15 protein-coding genes are annotated in these 16408 nt (G+C 70.6%); 13 read left to right on the forward strand and 2 right to left on the reverse strand.

What is annotated here, in order from left to right; genetic code table 11:
- Positions 1 to 64 precede the first annotated feature (64 nt).
- Together FGW37_RS27085 and FGW37_RS27090 are read right to left on the reverse strand one after the other, a co-directional pair.
- Positions 65 to 853: a 2OG-Fe dioxygenase family protein gene (locus FGW37_RS27085; RefSeq protein WP_179083441.1), complete on the reverse strand. Its 789-nt coding sequence runs from the start codon at positions 851 to 853 to the stop codon at positions 65 to 67.
- Between the two features lie 167 nt (positions 854 to 1020).
- Positions 1021 to 2007 carry a beta-ketoacyl-ACP synthase 3 gene (locus FGW37_RS27090; RefSeq protein ID WP_246430588.1) on the reverse strand — a complete coding sequence of 329 codons (987 nt, stop codon included), beginning with the start codon at positions 2005 to 2007 and terminating at the stop codon, positions 1021 to 1023.
- Between the two features lie 318 nt (positions 2008 to 2325).
- On the opposite strand from FGW37_RS27090, the gene FGW37_RS27095 reads away from it, so the two are divergent.
- The 13 genes from FGW37_RS27095 to FGW37_RS27155 all read left to right on the forward strand — a co-directional run bounded on the left by FGW37_RS27095 (position 2326) and on the right by FGW37_RS27155 (position 16336).
- Positions 2326 to 3135 (forward strand): thioesterase family protein, encoded by an 810-nt coding sequence (locus FGW37_RS27095; RefSeq protein ID WP_246430589.1) that lies wholly within the window; start codon positions 2326 to 2328, stop codon positions 3133 to 3135.
- Between the two features lie 104 nt (positions 3136 to 3239).
- Complete coding sequence (locus FGW37_RS27100) at positions 3240 to 5039, forward strand: fatty acyl-AMP ligase (RefSeq protein ID WP_246430590.1); 1800 nt, start codon at positions 3240 to 3242, stop codon at positions 5037 to 5039.
- Between the two features lie 13 nt (positions 5040 to 5052).
- Complete coding sequence (locus FGW37_RS27105) at positions 5053 to 6018, forward strand: acyl-CoA desaturase (protein ID WP_179083443.1); 966 nt, start codon at positions 5053 to 5055, stop codon at positions 6016 to 6018.
- Between the two features lie 11 nt (positions 6019 to 6029).
- Positions 6030 to 6977: an acyl-CoA desaturase gene (locus FGW37_RS27110; RefSeq protein WP_246430591.1), complete on the forward strand. Its 948-nt coding sequence runs from the start codon at positions 6030 to 6032 to the stop codon at positions 6975 to 6977.
- A gap of 67 nt (positions 6978 to 7044) precedes the next feature.
- The gene (locus tag FGW37_RS27115; protein WP_179083444.1) at positions 7045 to 7344 is read left to right on the forward strand and encodes an acyl carrier protein; all 300 of its coding nucleotides are present in this window, start codon (positions 7045 to 7047) and stop codon (positions 7342 to 7344) included.
- Between the two features lie 14 nt (positions 7345 to 7358).
- Positions 7359 to 8462, forward strand: coding sequence for a fatty acid desaturase (locus tag FGW37_RS27120; protein ID WP_179083445.1), 1104 nt, complete (start codon positions 7359 to 7361; stop codon positions 8460 to 8462).
- The gene (locus FGW37_RS27125; protein ID WP_179083446.1) at positions 8459 to 9322 is read left to right on the forward strand and encodes an alpha/beta fold hydrolase; all 864 of its coding nucleotides are present in this window, start codon (positions 8459 to 8461) and stop codon (positions 9320 to 9322) included. The genes FGW37_RS27120 and FGW37_RS27125 overlap by 4 nt, the downstream gene beginning before the upstream one ends.
- Entirely contained in the window at positions 9319 to 9501 is a 183-nt protein-coding gene (locus FGW37_RS27130; RefSeq protein WP_372504645.1) for a rubredoxin, read from the forward strand. The genes FGW37_RS27125 and FGW37_RS27130 overlap by 4 nt, the downstream gene beginning before the upstream one ends.
- Before the next feature lie 27 nt (positions 9502 to 9528).
- Positions 9529 to 10755, forward strand: coding sequence for a cytochrome P450 (locus FGW37_RS27135; protein WP_179083447.1), 1227 nt, complete (start codon positions 9529 to 9531; stop codon positions 10753 to 10755).
- 240 nt (positions 10756 to 10995) lie between these two features.
- On the forward strand, positions 10996 to 11619 hold the full coding sequence (locus tag FGW37_RS27140) for a hypothetical protein (protein ID WP_179083448.1): 624 nt from the start codon (positions 10996 to 10998) through the stop codon (positions 11617 to 11619).
- Between the two features lie 189 nt (positions 11620 to 11808).
- Positions 11809 to 13212, forward strand: a complete 1404-nt coding sequence (locus FGW37_RS27145; RefSeq protein WP_179083449.1) for an MFS transporter — start codon at positions 11809 to 11811, stop codon at positions 13210 to 13212.
- Between the two features lie 533 nt (positions 13213 to 13745).
- Positions 13746 to 14816, forward strand: a complete 1071-nt coding sequence (locus tag FGW37_RS27150; RefSeq protein ID WP_246430592.1) for a hypothetical protein — start codon at positions 13746 to 13748, stop codon at positions 14814 to 14816.
- 449 nt (positions 14817 to 15265) lie between these two features.
- A complete protein-coding gene (locus FGW37_RS27155) occupies positions 15266 to 16336 on the forward strand; it encodes a hypothetical protein (protein WP_179083450.1) in 1071 nt (356 codons plus the stop codon).
- Positions 16337 to 16408: the final 72 nt, after the last annotated feature.

Here is a 16408-nt window from a genome sequence, read left to right on the forward strand (position 1 = left end):
AACTGCCCGTCCGGATCGTAGTCCGCCGCCGCGGGGTGCCCAAGGTGGCACGGGCCGCAGGGGCTCACCCGGGCGATGCGACGTGCCCCTCTCCGCGGACGCCGTCACCGCCTCCGGGGAAGAAGTCCACCAGCAGCATGTCCCGCACTCCGCAGGACGCGCCCGGCGCGGGCCGGACGGGCGAGACGCCGTGCAGCAACCGCCGGTCGTCGAGCACGATCGTCTCCAGCGGGGTGGTGAGCAGGGCCCGGTGAACGGGCCGGCTGCGCAGGTCGTACAGGGCGGACTCCGCGCCGCTCACGCCCTCGCGCCGGATCAGCACCTGGGCCACGTAGCAGTGCCCGTCCTGGTGGACGCCCTCCGGGGCGGGATGGCCCTCGGTGCGGGTCGTGGCCGTGACGCGTATCTGGTGGACCCCGCAGGTGTCCATGCCGGAGCGCGGGCCGGGCAGATGGCGGCGCAGGGTGTGGACGACGGTCCGCAGCACCTCGCCGCCGGCGACGGCGGCGGAGAGCGGGGCGAACAGGCGCTGGACCCCGCCGTGGACCTTGTTGACGGACTTGTCCTGGAAGAACGCGGTGTGCGGCAGCCGTTCCAGCCGGCCGGGCCGGATCCGGAAGAGCCCGTAGCGGCGGAAGCGGTACGGGGTGTCGGTGCCGAGGTGGGTGTCGGCCGGCAGGTCGTCCCACGATCCGGTGAACTCCTCGACGGCGCCCGCCCCGGCCCCGCCGAGGGCGGCCCCGAGCACTTCCGGGCCGAAGTGCACGAAGGGCGGGTCTGCGGGTGCCGCCGGAGCGCCGGCTGGCGTGCGGGGCAGGCGGGGGGCCGGTGCGCCCGGCGGGCTGGGGGTCATGGCGGTGTCCTGCCTTCGTACGGGGAAGCGCTTCGTCTCGACAGTAGGCCGATTGCCGGTTCCGCTGGCCGGAATGCATCGTTCGGCCGCGCGACCGGAAGTGTGTTCCCGTAGGCAGGTGTTGGTGTCGCCGGTACCGGCCCGTCCGGAGTCGGCCGGTCCGGTGCTCAGGGCAGGCGGACCACCTGGGCGCCCCACGTGAGACCCGCGCCGAAGCCGAGGAGCAGCGCGAGGCCGCCGCTGCCCACGGACCCCAGCTCCTTCAGGCGCGCCAGCGCGAGCGGGATCGAGGCGGCGGAGGTGTTGCCGCTGTGCACCACGTCGCGGGCCACGGTGACGTGCCCGGGCAGGGACAGCCGCTGGGTGACCGTCTCGATCATGCGCAGATTCGCCTGGTGCGGCACGAAGGCGTCGAGCTCGCCGGCGCTGATCCCGGCCGCGTCGAGGGCCGCCCGGGCGACCGGCGGCATCTCCTCGATCGCCCAGCGGAAGACCTCGGGGCCCGCCATCTTCATGGTGGGCCACTGCCTTCCCGGGTCGTTCCGGAACTCGTCCCAGGCGGCGTCGTGCGCGATGAGCCCCGCACGGCTGCCGTCCGAGCCCCAGACGACCGGGCCGATCCCCTCCCCGTCCTGCGGTCCGACCACCACCGCCCCCGCCCCGTCCGCGAAGAGGATCGCCGCCGACGGGTCCTCGGGTCCGACGATGTCCGTCATCCGGTCGGAGCCGATGACCGCCACGTACTGCGCCGACCCGTCGCGGACCATGGCCGAGGCGAGCGCCAGGGCGTAACAGAATCCCGCGCAGGCGGCGTTGAGATCAAAAGCGGCGGCGCGGATTCCGAGCCGGTCGGCGATCTCCGCGGAACCGCCCGGGCTCTGCCGCAGATACGACATGGAGGCCAGGATGACGGCCCCCAGCTTTCCGGGCGCGATTCCCGCGTCGGCCGCGGCCTTCCGTGCGGCTTCCACCGCCATATCGGTCACCGATTCGCCCGGGCCGGCATATCGGCGCTCGACGATGCCGGTGCGGCGCTCTATCCACTCGGCGCTCCGGCCGGTGCGGGCCGCGACTTCCGCATTGCCCACCACCCGGTGCGGGCGGTACGCGCCGATGCCCAGAATTCCTACGCCGTTCACCGCAGTTCGCTGCATCAATACGCGCATACCGGCCCCCCCAAGCCACCTCTGATGTGTCGGCGGCGAGACTATCCCCGGGTGGGTTGGAGGACGCAACCCACTGCAGCGCAGAGTGTGCGTGTTGAACGTCACGCCGGGCCGAGGATTCACTTCCGTCGTGATGCGGGTCACAAAATTTATTGCTTGCTTGGTGACGCACCGCCCTTCTACGGTCACTCGTGTGATCCAACTCGGAACAGCGAATGGCTTGTTGCCAAGGACCGAGCACCACCACAGAATTCCGCCCCTCTCCCGTGTTGCCGCCGCCCGGCCGGCGGCCGGAGCGGAGGGGCCATGACCAGTACCGCTTCACCGCTTTCCCCGGTGGCGCTCCTCGACCGGTCCTCCGGCGAAGGGATCGCCGCCGGAAGTCATCTGCACGGTTTCGGCGGCTTTCACGGCGGCCTGACGCTCGCGCTGCTGGCTTCGGCGATGCAGGACGCCGCAGGGGAGGTGGCACCCGGCCTCAGGCTGCAGAGCGCAACGGCGCGTTTCCTGCGGCCGATCGGCGACGACTTCCGGCTGGAGACCTCGTTGCTGCGCGCCGGGCGCACGCTCACCACGCTCGGTGGCCGCGCGGTCACCGGAAAGGGTGTTCACGTAGAAGGATCGGCCGTCTTCGGAAATCCGCAGCCGGCCGAGTGGCAGTCGTTCGCTCCGGCAGTTCCGGATGCGCCGCCTCCGGAAGAGTGCGACGTCTTCGTCATACCGCCCGAGTTCGTCGCCATTTCCACCTACCTGGAGATCCGCCCGGTCGGGCCCAACCGTCCCTATGCGGGGGGTGCCGAGCCCGAACTCATCGCGTGGATCAGGATCCTGGAGGACGAGCGTCCGCCGGACGCGCTGCGTTTCGTGTTCCTGATGGATTCACTGGCTCCGTCGTACGCGGCGGTGCTCTCGACGCTAGCGTTGGTGCCCACGGTCGAACTCACGGTCCGGCCCGGCGCGCAGCTCGCGCAGGCGTCGTCGCCGTGGATCCTGCTGCGTGCACGCACCCGCTCCGCGACCGCCGAGGGCTGGGTCGACGAGGAAATCGACGCCTGGGGCAGGGACGGGGCCCACCTGGGTTCCGCACAACAGCTCCGCATCGTCCGTACCGGCTGACGAGGGCGACAGCCGACGGTACGGCGCACACCATTTTTCGCGGGCCGCGCACCGGTGACACGGGTGCGGCCCCGCTCACAGAACTGAAACTTCACGGGGGCGTTGTGGACCACATAGCGGGGCGGGCCCGTACCTCATTGCCCGGGCTGCCCGGCATCCTCCAGCAGCGGGCCGCCGGGCCCCGGCGCACGGCCTTTCGCTTTCTCGCCGACGGCACCGCCGACGAGGCCGTCGACTGGACCTACCACGACGTGTACGAGCACGCCGGCCGCATCGCCGCGGACCTGCTGGAGCGCGAACTCACCGGGCGCCGCGTGGTGCTGGCACTGGATCCCGGTCTGCACTACATCGCCGCGCTCTTCGGGATATTCCGGGCCGGCGCCACCGCGGTGCCGTCCTTCCCGCCCACCGGGAAACGCGCAGTGGCCCGCTTCGCCTCGATCGTCGTGGACAGCACACCCGATGTGATCATCGCCGACCGCCGGCTCGAGGGCCGCGTGGCGCAATTCGCCGCGGAACTCCCCGATGCGGTGCGCCCGCCGGAATGGCTGTTCGTCGACGACGCCTACTTCGGCGGCCCGGCGCCGGTGACCGCCGTTCCCGACGCCGTTTCCGATCCGGCGCTGCTGCAGTACACCTCGGGCTCCACCGGGGACCCCAAGGGAATCGTGCTCACCCACGAGAACCTGGTCAGCAACTGCCGTGCCCTGGAAGCCAACATGGGGTACGAAGCCGACCGCGTCGGCTGCACCTGGCTGCCGCCCTACCACGACATGGGCCTGATGGGCACGATCATGCTCGCGGTGCACGGCGGCTGGCCCTTGGTGCTCATGTCGCCGGCGCACTTCGTCCAGCAGCCGTACCGCTGGCTCAAGGCGATCACCGACCACAAGGTCACCATTTCCGTCGGGCCCAACTTCGCTTTCGACATGTGTACTTCGAGTATCACCGATGACGAGCTGGAAACCCTCGATCTCGGCACACTGCGCCAGGTCTTCTGCGGATCCGAGCCCGTATCCAGGGTAACCCTCGACAAGTTCCGCGAGCGTTTCGGCCCCCGGGGCTACGACGAGACGTCCCTCATTCCCTGCTATGGCCTGGCCGAGGCGACGCTCTACGTGTCGGGAAAGCCCACCGGAACCCCCTTGCGGACCGAACGGCTCGACAAGGAAGCCCTCGAGAACGGCGTCGTGCGCCGGTCCGAGGGGGACGGGAAGGGCGGGAAGGACGGGAAGGACACGGAGCCCGGCCGGGTCGCGCACGTCGTCAGCTGCGGCACCGTCGCCGACGGGCACGAGGTGACCGTGGTGGACCCCGACACCCTGCTGCCGGTCCCGGCCGGCCGGGTGGGGGAGATCTGGGTGAACGGACCCAACGTGGCCCACGGTTACCTCGGCCGGCCCGAGCTCACCGCCGCGACCTTCACGGCGCGCACGGCAGGCGGCGGCGAGGAGACCCACCTGCGCACGGGCGACCTCGGATTCCTGCTCGACGGGGAGCTGTTCATCACCGGACGCCTCAAGGACCTCGTCGTCATCGCCGGCCGCAACCTCTACCCGCAGGACATCGAGCTCAGCGTCCGCCAGGCGCACGAGAAGGTGCGCGGCTGCGCGGCCTTCTCCGTGCCCGGCGAGCAGGGCGAGGAACTGGTGGTCGCCGCCGAGTACCGCGGCACCGCACGCCAGCTGGCCGCGGAGGGGGCGGCCGTGCTGGACGCGGTGATCGCGGCGGTGACGGCCGAGCACGGAGTCCGGCCCGCCGCCGTCCACTTCGGACCGGTCGGCGCGATCCCCATGACCACCAGCGGCAAGGTCCGCCGGGACGCGACACGGAAGGCCTACGTCCAGGGGACGCTGAAGAAGCTCGCCCTGGCCGCCGACGACATGCCGCAGGCCGTGCGGTGACGGGAGCCCACCAATGACGATCTCGCCCGAGTCACCCGGGGCCGCCGCAGCCGGTGCCCCGCGTACCTCCCGCCCGCCCGCGGCCGCGCAGGCCGCGGGCGGTGACACCGACGCCTCGGCCCGCCGGCTGGCCTACCTCACCGTCGGCGTGCCCACCCTGGGCTTCGCCGGTGCGGTGGTCTTCGCCTGGCACTACGGATTCACCGGGGTCGACCTCGGCCTGCTCATCGGGATGTACCTGCTGACCTCCCTGGGCGTGGAGGGCGGCTTCCACCGCTTCTTCTCGCACCTGTCGTTCGCGGCCAAGCCGGGGGTGACCGCCTTCTGGGGCATCGCCGGCAGCATGGCCGCGCAGGGTCCGGTCGTCTTCTGGGTGGCGACCCACCGCCAGCACCACGCGTTCACCGACCGCGACGGCGACCCGCACTCGCCCCGGCCCCTGCACGACGGGCGCAAGTTCCCCCGGCTGCGCGGCCTGTGGCACGGTCACGTCGGCTGGCTGTTCACCGTCCGCCGGCAGAACTGGAGCAAGTACGTCCCCGACCTGATGAAGAACCGGCTCGTGATGAAGATCAACGAGTACTACTTCGTCTGGGTCCTGGCCGGACTCGCCCTGCCCGCGCTGCTGGGCTGGGCGCTGACCGGCGGCAGCCTCCGCGGTGCGGTCGGCGGGCTGCTCTGGGGCGGTCTCGCCCGCATCTTTCTCCTCGACCACGTGACCTGGAGCGTCAACTCCATCGGGCACACGCTGGGCAGCCGCCCCCACCGCACCCGGGACAACAGCCGCAACGTCGCGACGCTCGCGCCCTTCTCGGTCGGTGGCTCCTGGCACAACAACCACCACGCCCAGCCCGCCCTGGCCCACAACCGGCACACCTTCTGGCAGATCGACATCGCCGGCGGATTCATCCGGCTGCTGGACGTCCTGGGCCTGGTCACCAACGTCCGCTACCCCAAACGCGCACGGTCACAGAGATAAGGAGCGGCCCCGTGTCTTCCGCAACAGCCGACCCGCTCGCGTCGGCGATCGTCAAGCTCGACCCCGCAAGCCGCCGCATCAAGCGCTTCTCCGCCCTCACCACGATGACGCTGCCGCTGATCGGCACCGCCGTCGCCGCCTGGTTCCTGTGGACCGGCAACTTCACCACCACCGACCTGGTCCTGTTCGTCGTCATGTACTTCGTGCACATGGGCGGCATCACCATCGGCTTCCACCGCTACCTCTCGCACAAGGCGTTCAAGACCTCGCCGGCGTTCGAGGCCGTCATGATGATCACCGGGTCCATGGGCGCCCAGGGCCCGCTGATGTTCTGGGTCACCACGCACCGCCGCCACCACCGCTTCAGCGACCGCGAGGGCGACCCCCACTCGCCCAACCTGCACGGCTGGAGCCTCAAGGCGCGGCTGCGCGGGCTGTGGTACGCGCACATGCCGTGGATGCTCAGCGACGAGACCTCCAAGTGGAGCGTCTTCGCCCCCGACGTCCTGCGCGACCGCCGGCTGATGTGGTACCACCGCACCTACCCGGCCTGGGTCCTCACCGGCCTGCTGATCCCGGCCGTCGCCGGCTTCGCCGTCGAGCAGACCCCGATGTCGCTGCTGACCGGTCTGGTCTTCGGCGGATTCGCGCGCATCTTCGTGGCCAATCAGGCCGCCTGGTGCGTGGGCTCGATCTGCCACGCCATCGGCAGCCGCCCCTTCGACAACAAGGACCGCAGCGCCAACAACTGGCCCGTCGCCGCCTTCACCTTCGGCGAGGGACTGCAGAACAACCACCACGCCTTCCCCGGGTCCTACCGCCACGGCGTGACCTGGTGGGAGCCGGACCTGAGCGGCTGGATCCTCTTCGGCCTCGGCAAGGCCGGCGTCGTCTGGGACCTGCGGGAGCCGGACAAGGCCACCATCGAGCGGAAACGGGCCATGAAACAGGCCGCGTAGCCGACCGCGCCCCCACAGCGACCCCAGAAATGCTCTCACCCTCGTACACCAGCAGGAGCGTAACCACATGTTCGGACGCAAGAAGGACGCCCAGCAGATCCAGGGCCCGCTCACGGAGGAGTCCCTGCGCCAGTGGCTCATCGAGCACCTGGCCAAGCGCATCGAGGCGGCGCCCTCCGACATCGACACCCAGAAGTCCTTCGAGGCCTACGGACTCGACTCGCGGGTCGCCGTCCAGGTCTCCGGCGCCCTGGAGAAGGTCGTCGAGCGCCGGCTCTCGCCCGGCCTGCTCTACGAGCACCAGACCATCGACGACCTGAGCAGCTATCTGGCCCAGGAACTCAGGCTGTCCCGCCGGACCGGCTGAAGGGAACCACGACGATGGGGGCATACAACTTTCCGTCCGCTCCGGACAAGGCGTTCGAGGACTTCAAGCGCAAGTCGGAGCAGATCGAGGGCGAACGGCTCGCGGGGGCCATCCCGAGGGAGTACTTCGAACCACGGGTGGGCCGCGGCCTGCTCGGCTTCACCGTCAGCTGGGTGCTGTACATCGGTGCGCTCGTCGGCATCGCCTTCTCACCCCACTGGCTGCTCTGGATCCCGCTGTGGATCGTCGCCGGCCTGGGCGGCTGGGGCCTGCACTGCATCGCGCACGACTGCGGGCACGGCTCCTTCTCCCGCTCGCGCAAGTTCAACTTCGCGATCGGGCACGTCTCGCTGCTGCCGCTGATCTACCCGTTCCACGCCTGGCGCCACGTGCACAACCTGCACCACAGCCACACCAACAACCTGGAGCTGGACACCGACTGGCGCCCGGTCCCGGCGGCGCTCTACGACCGGATGCCGCTGCACGAGAAGATCATCTACCACGGGACGCGCACCTGGGCGTTCTGGGGCGGCACCATCAACTACTGGCGCGAGTCCGGCTTCCGGCCGAGCTACTTCCCCAAGCGGGAGGCGCGCCGCGACGTCCGCCGGTCGATGTTCTTCGTCCTGGCCGTCATGGTCGCCTATTTCGTCCCGCTGATCTGGTTCACCGGCTTCACGGGCTTCCTGATCTACTTCGTCGCCCCGTGGCTCGCGACCCACGCCTGGTTCAGCGCGACGACGCTGATGCACCACAGCTCCAGCGACATCCCGTACCTGACCAACGAGCACTGGACGCGCAACGCCAGCCGCCTGCTGGTCACCACCGACTTCGTGTACCCGAAGTGGCTGCTGTTCCTCACGCACAACATCTCCATCCACACGGCCCACCACGTCGCCCCGGTCGTCCCCTTCTACAACCTGCAGAAGGCGCAGCGGGCCCTGAAGGACGCCTACCCGGGCATGGTCCGCGAGGAGCGCGTGAAGGTCCGTCAGCTGAGCACCATCATCCGGCGGCTGCACTTCTACGACACCGAGTCGGGTTTCTACACCGACTTCAACCGGACCCGGATCGCCCCGGCGGACGCCAAGCCGGTGACGGTGAAGTCGCCGTCATGACACCCCTCGTCCTGAGAAGACTCGCCCACGCGGCCGCCGGCGCCCTCGCGCCCGGACCCGGCGGCCGCTGGGCCACCGACGTCTTCAGCCGGACCCGGGCCATCGGCACCCGGCCCGACAACGTCCTGCCGCTCGGCGCCCGCGGATTCGACATCCTCGGCAACCCCGACGTGCACGGCGGATACCTGTGGGGCGACGACGACCGGCCCACCGCGCTCCTCGTGCACGGCTGGGGGGCCGACAGCAGCAGCATGTACTCGCTGATCGGCCCGCTGCGGGAACTCGGCTACCGGGTGGCCGCGTTCGACGCGCCGGCCCACGGCGTCAACCGCGGCACGCAGGCCACCATGACGCAGTACACGGCGGCCGTACGCGCCGCCCTGGACTCGCTCGGCGGGGCGAAGGTCATCGTCGCGCACTCCCTGGGCTCCATCGCCGCCGTCGGCGCGGTGGCCCTGGAGGAGCGGCCGGACGTCGACTGCATCGCCCTGGTCGCCCCGACCTGCACGCTGACCGCGGTGCTGGAGCGGTGGTCCAGGAGCGAGCTGATGCTCTCGCGCGCCGTCGTCGACCGCATCTACCGCGAACTGCACCGCCGTAACGGGGTGCCCGTCAGCCACTGGGACGTCGTCGGCCTCGGCCGCGAGCTCGACGTCCCGGTGCTGGCCCTGCACGACCCCGGGGACCCCGTCGTGCCGTACTGCGAGGCCGAGGCCATCGCCGCGGGCCTGCGCGACGTACGGCTCCAGCAGGCCCCGGGCCGTGGCCACATGGGGATCCTGATGTCCCCCGAAGCGAAAAGCGCCATCTCCGTGTTCGTCGCCGAACACGGAACGAGAACTGGAGAGACCATCCCGTGAGCGAAGACGTCGGCAAGAGGGCATGGATGTGCCTCGTCTGCGGCTGGGTCTACTACGAATCCCTGGGACTGCCCGAGGAGGGGATCGCGCCCGGCACGCCGTGGGAGGAGATCCCGGACGACTGGGAGTGCCCGGACTGCGGGACCACCAAGGCCGATTTCGTCATGGCACCGCTGTAGAACCGCTGTAGATCTAGGAGAAGTGACATGAGCACACCGGTGATGGACCCGGGTCAGGCGATGATGACGCTGCTGAGCCCGGCCGGGAAGCGGGACCCGTACCCGCTCTACGAGGCGCTGCGCTCCTACGGGCCGCTGCTGCCGCTCGGCCCCGGCCAGCTGGTGGTCACCGGGCACCCCGAGTGCGCCCGGGCGCTGCGCGAGCCCGGGCTCCTGTCGACCGACGGGGCCGTGCAGGACACCATGATGCCCGGCTGGCGGGAGCACTCCTCCTGGGTGTGGCTCACCAAGAACATGCTCTTCAGCAACAACCCCGACCACGACCGCTACCGGCGGTTCTTCAGCGTCGGCTTCACGCCGCGCCGCATCGCCGCGCTGCAGCCGGCGGTGGAGCGGCTGATCGGCGCACTGGTGGACCGCCTGGGCACGCTCGGCGAAGGGGGTGCGCCGGTCGACTTCATGGCCGAGTTCGCCTTCCGCGTGCCGATGGCGATCATGGGTGAGCTGCTGGGTATACCCGAGGAGGAGCAGGCGGGGTTCCGGGGCCACATCGGCGCCATCACCACCGCGCTGGAGCCCATCCAGGACCTCGCCCAGCTCCGGCCCGGCGACGCCGCCATGGAGGAACTGGCCGTCTACTTCGGCGACCTGGTCGCCCGGCGGCGGGCGCAGCCCGGCGACGACCTCGTCAGCGAGATGGTCCGCCAGCTCGACACGACGGGCGGCATCAGCGAGGAGGAGCTCGTCGCCAACTTCATGCTGCTGCTGGTCGCCGGCACCGAAGCGCCGATGGACCTCATCGGCAACGCGCTGCGGCTCGCGGTCGAGCACCCCGAGCACGCCGACGCCCTCCGCAAGGACGACTCCCTCGCACCGGGCTACGTGGAGGAGGTGCTGCGCTTCGACCCGGCGGCGCAGGCCCTCAACCGCATGGCCGTCAAGGACATGGACTTCTTCGGGGTCCCGCTGAGCGCGGGCACGAAGGTCACGCTCCTGATCGCCGCGGGCAACCGCGATCCGCGGCAGTACGCCGACCCCGGCACGTTCAACCCGTACCGCAAGGGCAACCACGCCCTGACCCTCAGCGGCGGCGCGCACTTCTGCCTCGGCGCGGGCCTGGCCCGCATGCAGGCCGAGATCGCCCTCCCGGCGGTCCTGCGCCGCTTCCCGGGCATCACCCTCGGGGGCGAACCGACGTTCCGCGACCAACTGGTCCAGCGCGGCTTCGCCACGCTCCCGGTAAACCTGAGCTGAGCGCGGCGGGCCTCCGGCCCGGTGGTTTCCGGCGGTGCCGTGCCCATCTCAGGTGGGTCCGGCACCGCCGGTCGCGTCGGCAGGTGGCTGAGCGCCGCGGCGGCGGAGAGAGTGGTGCGGGCTCCGCACGCTGCTCGGGCGCCCAGTGCTCGGTACGGACCCGCACATCCCCTGACGTGGTGGAACCGGGTGCGAGGCCCCGCCGTCGGCGTGCCGCCGGCCTCGGCGGATGATGGCCGGGTGAAGCAAGAAACCGCACGCTACAGCCTCTGGTCGCCGCCCACCTTCGCCGCGGCGACCGGCGCCCTCGTAGCCGAGGCGACCCTCGCGGTGGGCGTGTTCGTCCTCTGGACGCTGGTGTATCCGGGCGCCGGCACGGGCACCGGCCCCGGAGCCGGCGATCCGTCCGAGGACGACAGCGGCGCCCTCGGCTTCCTCGCCCTCCCGTTCTTCCTGGCCGCCTGGACCCTCGTGGCGGCCTTCCTCGCCGCCGCGCTGGTCGTCCCCGCCGCCGGGCTCGCCCGCTGGGCGGGGAGCCGGACGGGCCGCGTCGGCGCCCGCTGGTGGGTGCCCGCCGCCGCGGCGTCCGTCACCGCGCCCGCGGTCCTGGCCGCGGCACTGGTGTCGGGTCACGCCGGCGCCCTCGCCGGGCAGCCGGTGACATGCCTGTGGTGGTGGCTGGGGGCGACGGCCGTCGTCACCCCGGCCGGCATCCTGACGCTGGTCGCCGACCACCGCGCCGCTGCAGGACGCCCGCCCTGGCGGCTGCCGCTGTGGCTGCTGGGCGGCGGCTGCGGGGGGCCGCTCATCGCCTTCGTGCTCGTGATCGTGGTGGCGATGGTCGCCCACGTCGTCACCGGCTGAGGCACCCCGGGCCCGCCGCGGCCCCGGATCGGATCCGACACCCCGTCAGTACGGCTGCGCCAGGCTCTTTTCGGCCGGTGCGGCCGTACTGCCGTATGGGCGCCCTGACGCCTACATCACACCGACACACCCCGGGGAACGCTGTATGCTCACGTGAGTTGGAAAAGCCAACTCACTACGAGGAGAGCGATGACTCAGACTGCCGCCGGACAGGCGGGCAGCGTGACGAAGCCCGCCTTCGGCCCGGTGTTCGCCGTCGTTGTAGCCGGGGTTGCGATGTCCAACCTCGACATGTTCATCGTCAACGTCGCCCTGCCCGACATCGGCGCCCAGTTCTCCGGGTCCTCGCTGGCATCGCTGTCGTGGATCCTCAACGCCTACGCGGTGATCTTCGCGGCGCTGCTCGTCCCGGCCGGCAGCCTCGCCGACCGCACCAGCCCCCGCAACGCCTACCTGCTCGGCATCGCGGTCTTCACCGTCGCCTCCGCGCTGTGCGCCGTCGCACCGGGCGTCTGGCTGCTGGTCGCGGCCCGCGTGGTCCAGGCCGTCGGCGCGGCCATGCTCATCCCCTCCTCACTGGGCCTGTTGCTGGCCGCCGCGCCGCCGGAGAAGAGGATCCCCGCGGTCCGCGCCTGGACGGCCATCAGCGGCCTGGCCGCCGCCCTCGGCCCCGTGATCGGCGGCCTGCTCACCCAGCTCGACTGGCGCTGGGTCTTCCTCGTCAACCTGCCGATCGGCGTCTTCGCCCTCCTCCTCGGGGCCAAGGTCCTGCCGCGCATCGCGGCCCGCCCGGCCGCCGCCCGGCTGGATCTGCTCGGCGCGGCCCTGCTCACCCTGGGCATCGCGGTCCTGGCGCTGGGCCTGGTCAAGAGCGAGGACTGGGGCTGGACTTCGGGCAAGGTGCTCGGCTCCCTCCTCGTCGCCGTCGCCCTGCTCGCCGCCTTCGTCTACAGCTCCTCGCGCCACGCCTCGCCCATCCTCCCGCTGGGCCTGCTGAGGATCCCCGCGGTCGGGCCCTCCACCTTCGCGAACCTCCTGTTCGCCGTGTCGTTCGGCGCGATGCTCCTCTCGGCGGTGCTGTGGTGCCAGCAGGTGTGGCACTGGTCGCCACTGAAGACCGGCCTCGCCATCGCACCCGGACCGGTCCTCGTCCCGGCCTTCGCGATGGGCGTGGGCCCCGTCATCAAGAAGTTCGGCTCCGCGGCGGTCTCCGCGCTCGGCTGTGTGCTCTTCGGCGCCGGCATCGGCTGGTGGATCTACCGGCTGGACACCGCGCACGAGTACGCCGCGGGCCTGCTCCCGGGCATGCTGCTCACGGGCGTCGGCGTGGGCATGGTCGTCCCGACCCTCGTGGGCGCCGCCGTCTCCGCGCTGCCGCCGCAGAGCTTCTCCACGGGTTCGGCCGTCGTCACCATGGCCCGCCAGGTCGGCTCCGTGCTGGGCGTGGCCCTGCTGGTGGCCTTCATCGGCGCGCCTTCGGGCGCGGACGACGCCGTCACGGCCTTCGACCACGGATGGGCCTTCATCCTCGTGGCGACGGCCGCCGCGGCCCTCGCGTGCCTGTTCATCCCCCGCCCCAAGCCAGCCGCGTAATGCCCTGACGCTCACAGGACAGCGCGGCACACGAGCCGGGCGGTCCCGCGCAGACACCCCCGACTGCGCGTGACCGCCCGGCGTTTTTCTTCCCGGAATCCCTGATTCTGTGTCAGGAGTGATTCACATCACAGTGGGGTGGAGCGAGAAGTTCCGCCCTGTGACCGCCGGTTCTGCGGCTCGGGTCTCATGGATCATGGCCGGAACTGTGCGGCGACGGGATTCCGGTTTGCCTCCCGGGCCGGAGCCGCACTCCGGATCGGGGTGGGTGCGGGGGTGTTGAGGTGAGGGGTGAAGCGGGCATACGGTCTGTTTCCCTGTGGTGAGGGCACAGCCGGCCCCGGCCTTCATAGATTTATCTGCCGAGAGACGCCCATAGAGTCGGGCAAGCACGGCCAGCCACCCAAAACGGGCAGACCGTGAGCTCAAACCGGCATATGTTCCGGCCATTGCCCCCCGGCATATTGCGCGGGGTTCGCCGGGTGCTGTTTTCTTGCGTCCAGATAATCAGCCACCTGGGGGTATCGCCGATTATGGCCATCAAGATCAACCCGGCTCGATTCAGTCAGTTCGGCCCGGCCGAGGGAAGTATCTTCTGCCTGATCACCAATCAGGAGATGGTGCAGGAATTCGAAATCGTCACGGATGCCCCCTACGCGGAGTACCGGACGATCATTCTGAAGCCGGGCGACGACTTCGAGAAGATGCTCGCTGATGAAACGGTTCCGCAGAATTCCCATTCGCTGGTCATCTCGCCCTACCGGTTCTTCGAGTCCCCGTCCGAGGAGGCGCTCGGCCCGCGCCGCAAGCTGATGGGCATGGCGTGCAACTCGACGCCCACGGACCTGGGCATCATCCGGCACTTCCTGGGGGTCATCGAGCGCACCTCGGCCCAGGAGCAGGCGGAGTTCAGCGACCGCTTCTTCGAACTCGCCGAATCCACCGACCACTTGGTGTACGTCGACGAGCGGCACGGCACCCGCGCCGTCCTGGACCACCTCGCCGACGACCTGGTCTGGAATCAGCAGGCAGGCCCCCTTGAATGGGGCGAGCAGCAGATCGTACCCTCGGGTGAGATCAGCGTCCTGCCGATGCAGATCGTCGAGTTCGACGAATCGCTGCACCTCCCGCTCGAAGGCAGCATCGCGTTCCGCGGCTTCCCCATCCTGCACAACGGAACGCCCTCGTTCCTCCGCAAGGACCAGGCCCGTCTGCAGGGCAAGCTGGCCGGGCTGGAGCACGAGGCGGTCGTGGCCGACGTGCACAAGGGAGCGATCACCTCGCTCCGGCCGTTCCGGCCCGCCGGCGCCCCGGTCGCCGAGGTCTTCGAGGCGATGTTCGAGATCGACTCCCGCTACACCCTGGTCTGGGAGATCGGTCACGCCCTCAACACCAGCCTGGACATCGTCCGGGGCAACCACGCGATGAACGAGGTCTACGGCGGCGACCGGGGCTGCCTGCACTGGGGACTGGGGCTCACCCCCTTCACCCAGTACCACCTCGACATCATCTCGCCCGACACCACCGTCTACACCGAGAGCGGTGAAGTGGTGCTCGGCAACAAAGGCGGCGCCCCGAGCGTCCGCATCGCACCGGCCGCCTGAGCGGCCGGCGGCGGACGCGGCGGGAGCGCGAAATCCACGCGGACGGGAGGTGATTCCCCATGAAGAAGACCATCAAGGTGCGCAAGAACAGCAACTACCTCGGGACCCTGCTGGGCTGAGCGCCCGGTGACCCGGCCGGATCCGAGCCAATGGAGGGTGGTGAGTTCCCGTGAAGAAGACCATCAAGGTCCGTAAGAACAGCAACTACCTGGGGACCCTGCTGGGCTAATCGCCCCGCAGCCCATCCGAAAGCAATGGCCATTGGCGGGAGGTGAGTTCCCATGAAGAAGACCATCAAGGTTCGCAAGAACAGCAACTACCTCGGGACCCTGCTGGGCTGAACCCGGGTGACGGGCTGAATTGAACAGCCCTGGGCGCGAGGCGGGTCGAGGTGCTGACTCGACCCGCCTCGCCGACACGCAACACGCATATCTGGGAGTGGTGTCGCGATGATTATTGTCCGCCCCGAGGCCTACCGCCAGTATCCGGTCGGCCGTACACACTTCGTACTGGTCCTGGAAAAGGCGCTCGCCGACTTCTTCCGCCTTGAGGGCGGCAGCCGTTACGAGCAGTGCGCCACCGTGACCGCCGGCCCCGGCCGCACCCTGGGCGACATCCTGCGCACCGAGGTGCCGGACAACAGCGACGTCCTCGTGATCGCCACCGCCGATGCCCTGCTGACCGCTCCGTCCGCCGACATCGGCCCCGGCCGCACGGTCGCCGTCGTCCGCGCCGGGCAGGGCCCGCTCGCCCTCGACCAGGCCGGCACCGTGCTCACGGCCCTGGAGAAGGCCGACCCCGACGAGGTCCGGGCCCGCGCCGACAAGCTCACCGCGGCCCTCGACGCCTCCGGCGGCCTGCAGATCGAGGAAGCGCTGACCGGCTCCGTCGCCCGGCTCACCTACGACCGGCCGACCTGGTCGCGGACCGACGGCGGCCTCTTCCAGCCGGGCGCCGTCCGCACCGCCCCCACCGGCCGGCTGCGTCTCGCGGCCGACCTCACCGGCACCGCGCTCTCCGGCCAGATCACCGTCAAGGGCTGGCCCGTCGTCAGGGCCCGCAGCGCGAGCGCCGACCGCCGCCACGAGATCTACGAGCAGCTGACCGGCCTCTCGCACTACCCGCTGGTGCTGACCGTGGAGAACGGCGCGGTCACCGACCTCAAGGCCGCCGCCACGGGCTCCGGCACGGCCGCGGGCGAGCTCGAGCGCCTCTTCGCCGAGCACCCCGACCACGCGCTGGTCTCCGGGATCGAGTTCGGCCTGAGCACCGGGACGCAGCCGCTGCCCTTCAACACCGAGGGCAACTCCGCGGCCACCGGCAAGGCCACGGTCTCCGCCCACATCGTCCTGGGCGCCCTGCCGCAGACCCCGTACCAGCTGACGCTGGCCTGCTCCACGAGCACGGTCACGGCCCTCGGCGGTGCCGAAGCGCTCGCAGGAGCCGGCACGGAGAGCGGCGAAGCGCGGCCGAGGCGCCGGATGAACCGGGTCTCCTCGGCGAGCTGCGGCTGCCACTGACCCACACGTCCCGCCAGGCGCCCTGCCACCTGCGCCGCCCGCCGGCCGCCCCGGCCCACCGCCGGCGGCGGT

It is taken from the genome of Streptomyces rectiverticillatus (assembly GCF_013394065.1).
Lineage (GTDB): Bacteria > Actinomycetota > Actinomycetes > Streptomycetales > Streptomycetaceae > Streptomyces > Streptomyces rectiverticillatus.

Coding starts and splice junctions, on each gene's coding strand:
- FGW37_RS27095 (WP_246430589.1), top strand. CDS start 2,326: ATGACCAGTACCGCTTCACCGCTTTCCCCGGTGGCGCTCCTCGACCGG.
- FGW37_RS27150 (WP_246430592.1), top strand. CDS start 13,746: ATGGCCATCAAGATCAACCCGGCTCGATTCAGTCAGTTCGGCCCGGCC.
- FGW37_RS27090 (WP_246430588.1), bottom strand. CDS start 2,007: ATGCAGCGAACTGCGGTGAACGGCGTAGGAATTCTGGGCATCGGCGCG.
- FGW37_RS27145 (WP_179083449.1), top strand. CDS start 11,809: ATGACTCAGACTGCCGCCGGACAGGCGGGCAGCGTGACGAAGCCCGCC.
- FGW37_RS27125 (WP_179083446.1), top strand. CDS start 8,459: ATGACACCCCTCGTCCTGAGAAGACTCGCCCACGCGGCCGCCGGCGCC.
- FGW37_RS27155 (WP_179083450.1), top strand. CDS start 15,266: ATGATTATTGTCCGCCCCGAGGCCTACCGCCAGTATCCGGTCGGCCGT.
- FGW37_RS27135 (WP_179083447.1), top strand. CDS start 9,529: ATGAGCACACCGGTGATGGACCCGGGTCAGGCGATGATGACGCTGCTG.
- FGW37_RS27115 (WP_179083444.1), top strand. CDS start 7,045: ATGTTCGGACGCAAGAAGGACGCCCAGCAGATCCAGGGCCCGCTCACG.
- FGW37_RS27120 (WP_179083445.1), top strand. CDS start 7,359: ATGGGGGCATACAACTTTCCGTCCGCTCCGGACAAGGCGTTCGAGGAC.
- FGW37_RS27085 (WP_179083441.1), bottom strand. CDS start 853: ATGACCCCCAGCCCGCCGGGCGCACCGGCCCCCCGCCTGCCCCGCACG.
- FGW37_RS27105 (WP_179083443.1), top strand. CDS start 5,053: ATGACGATCTCGCCCGAGTCACCCGGGGCCGCCGCAGCCGGTGCCCCG.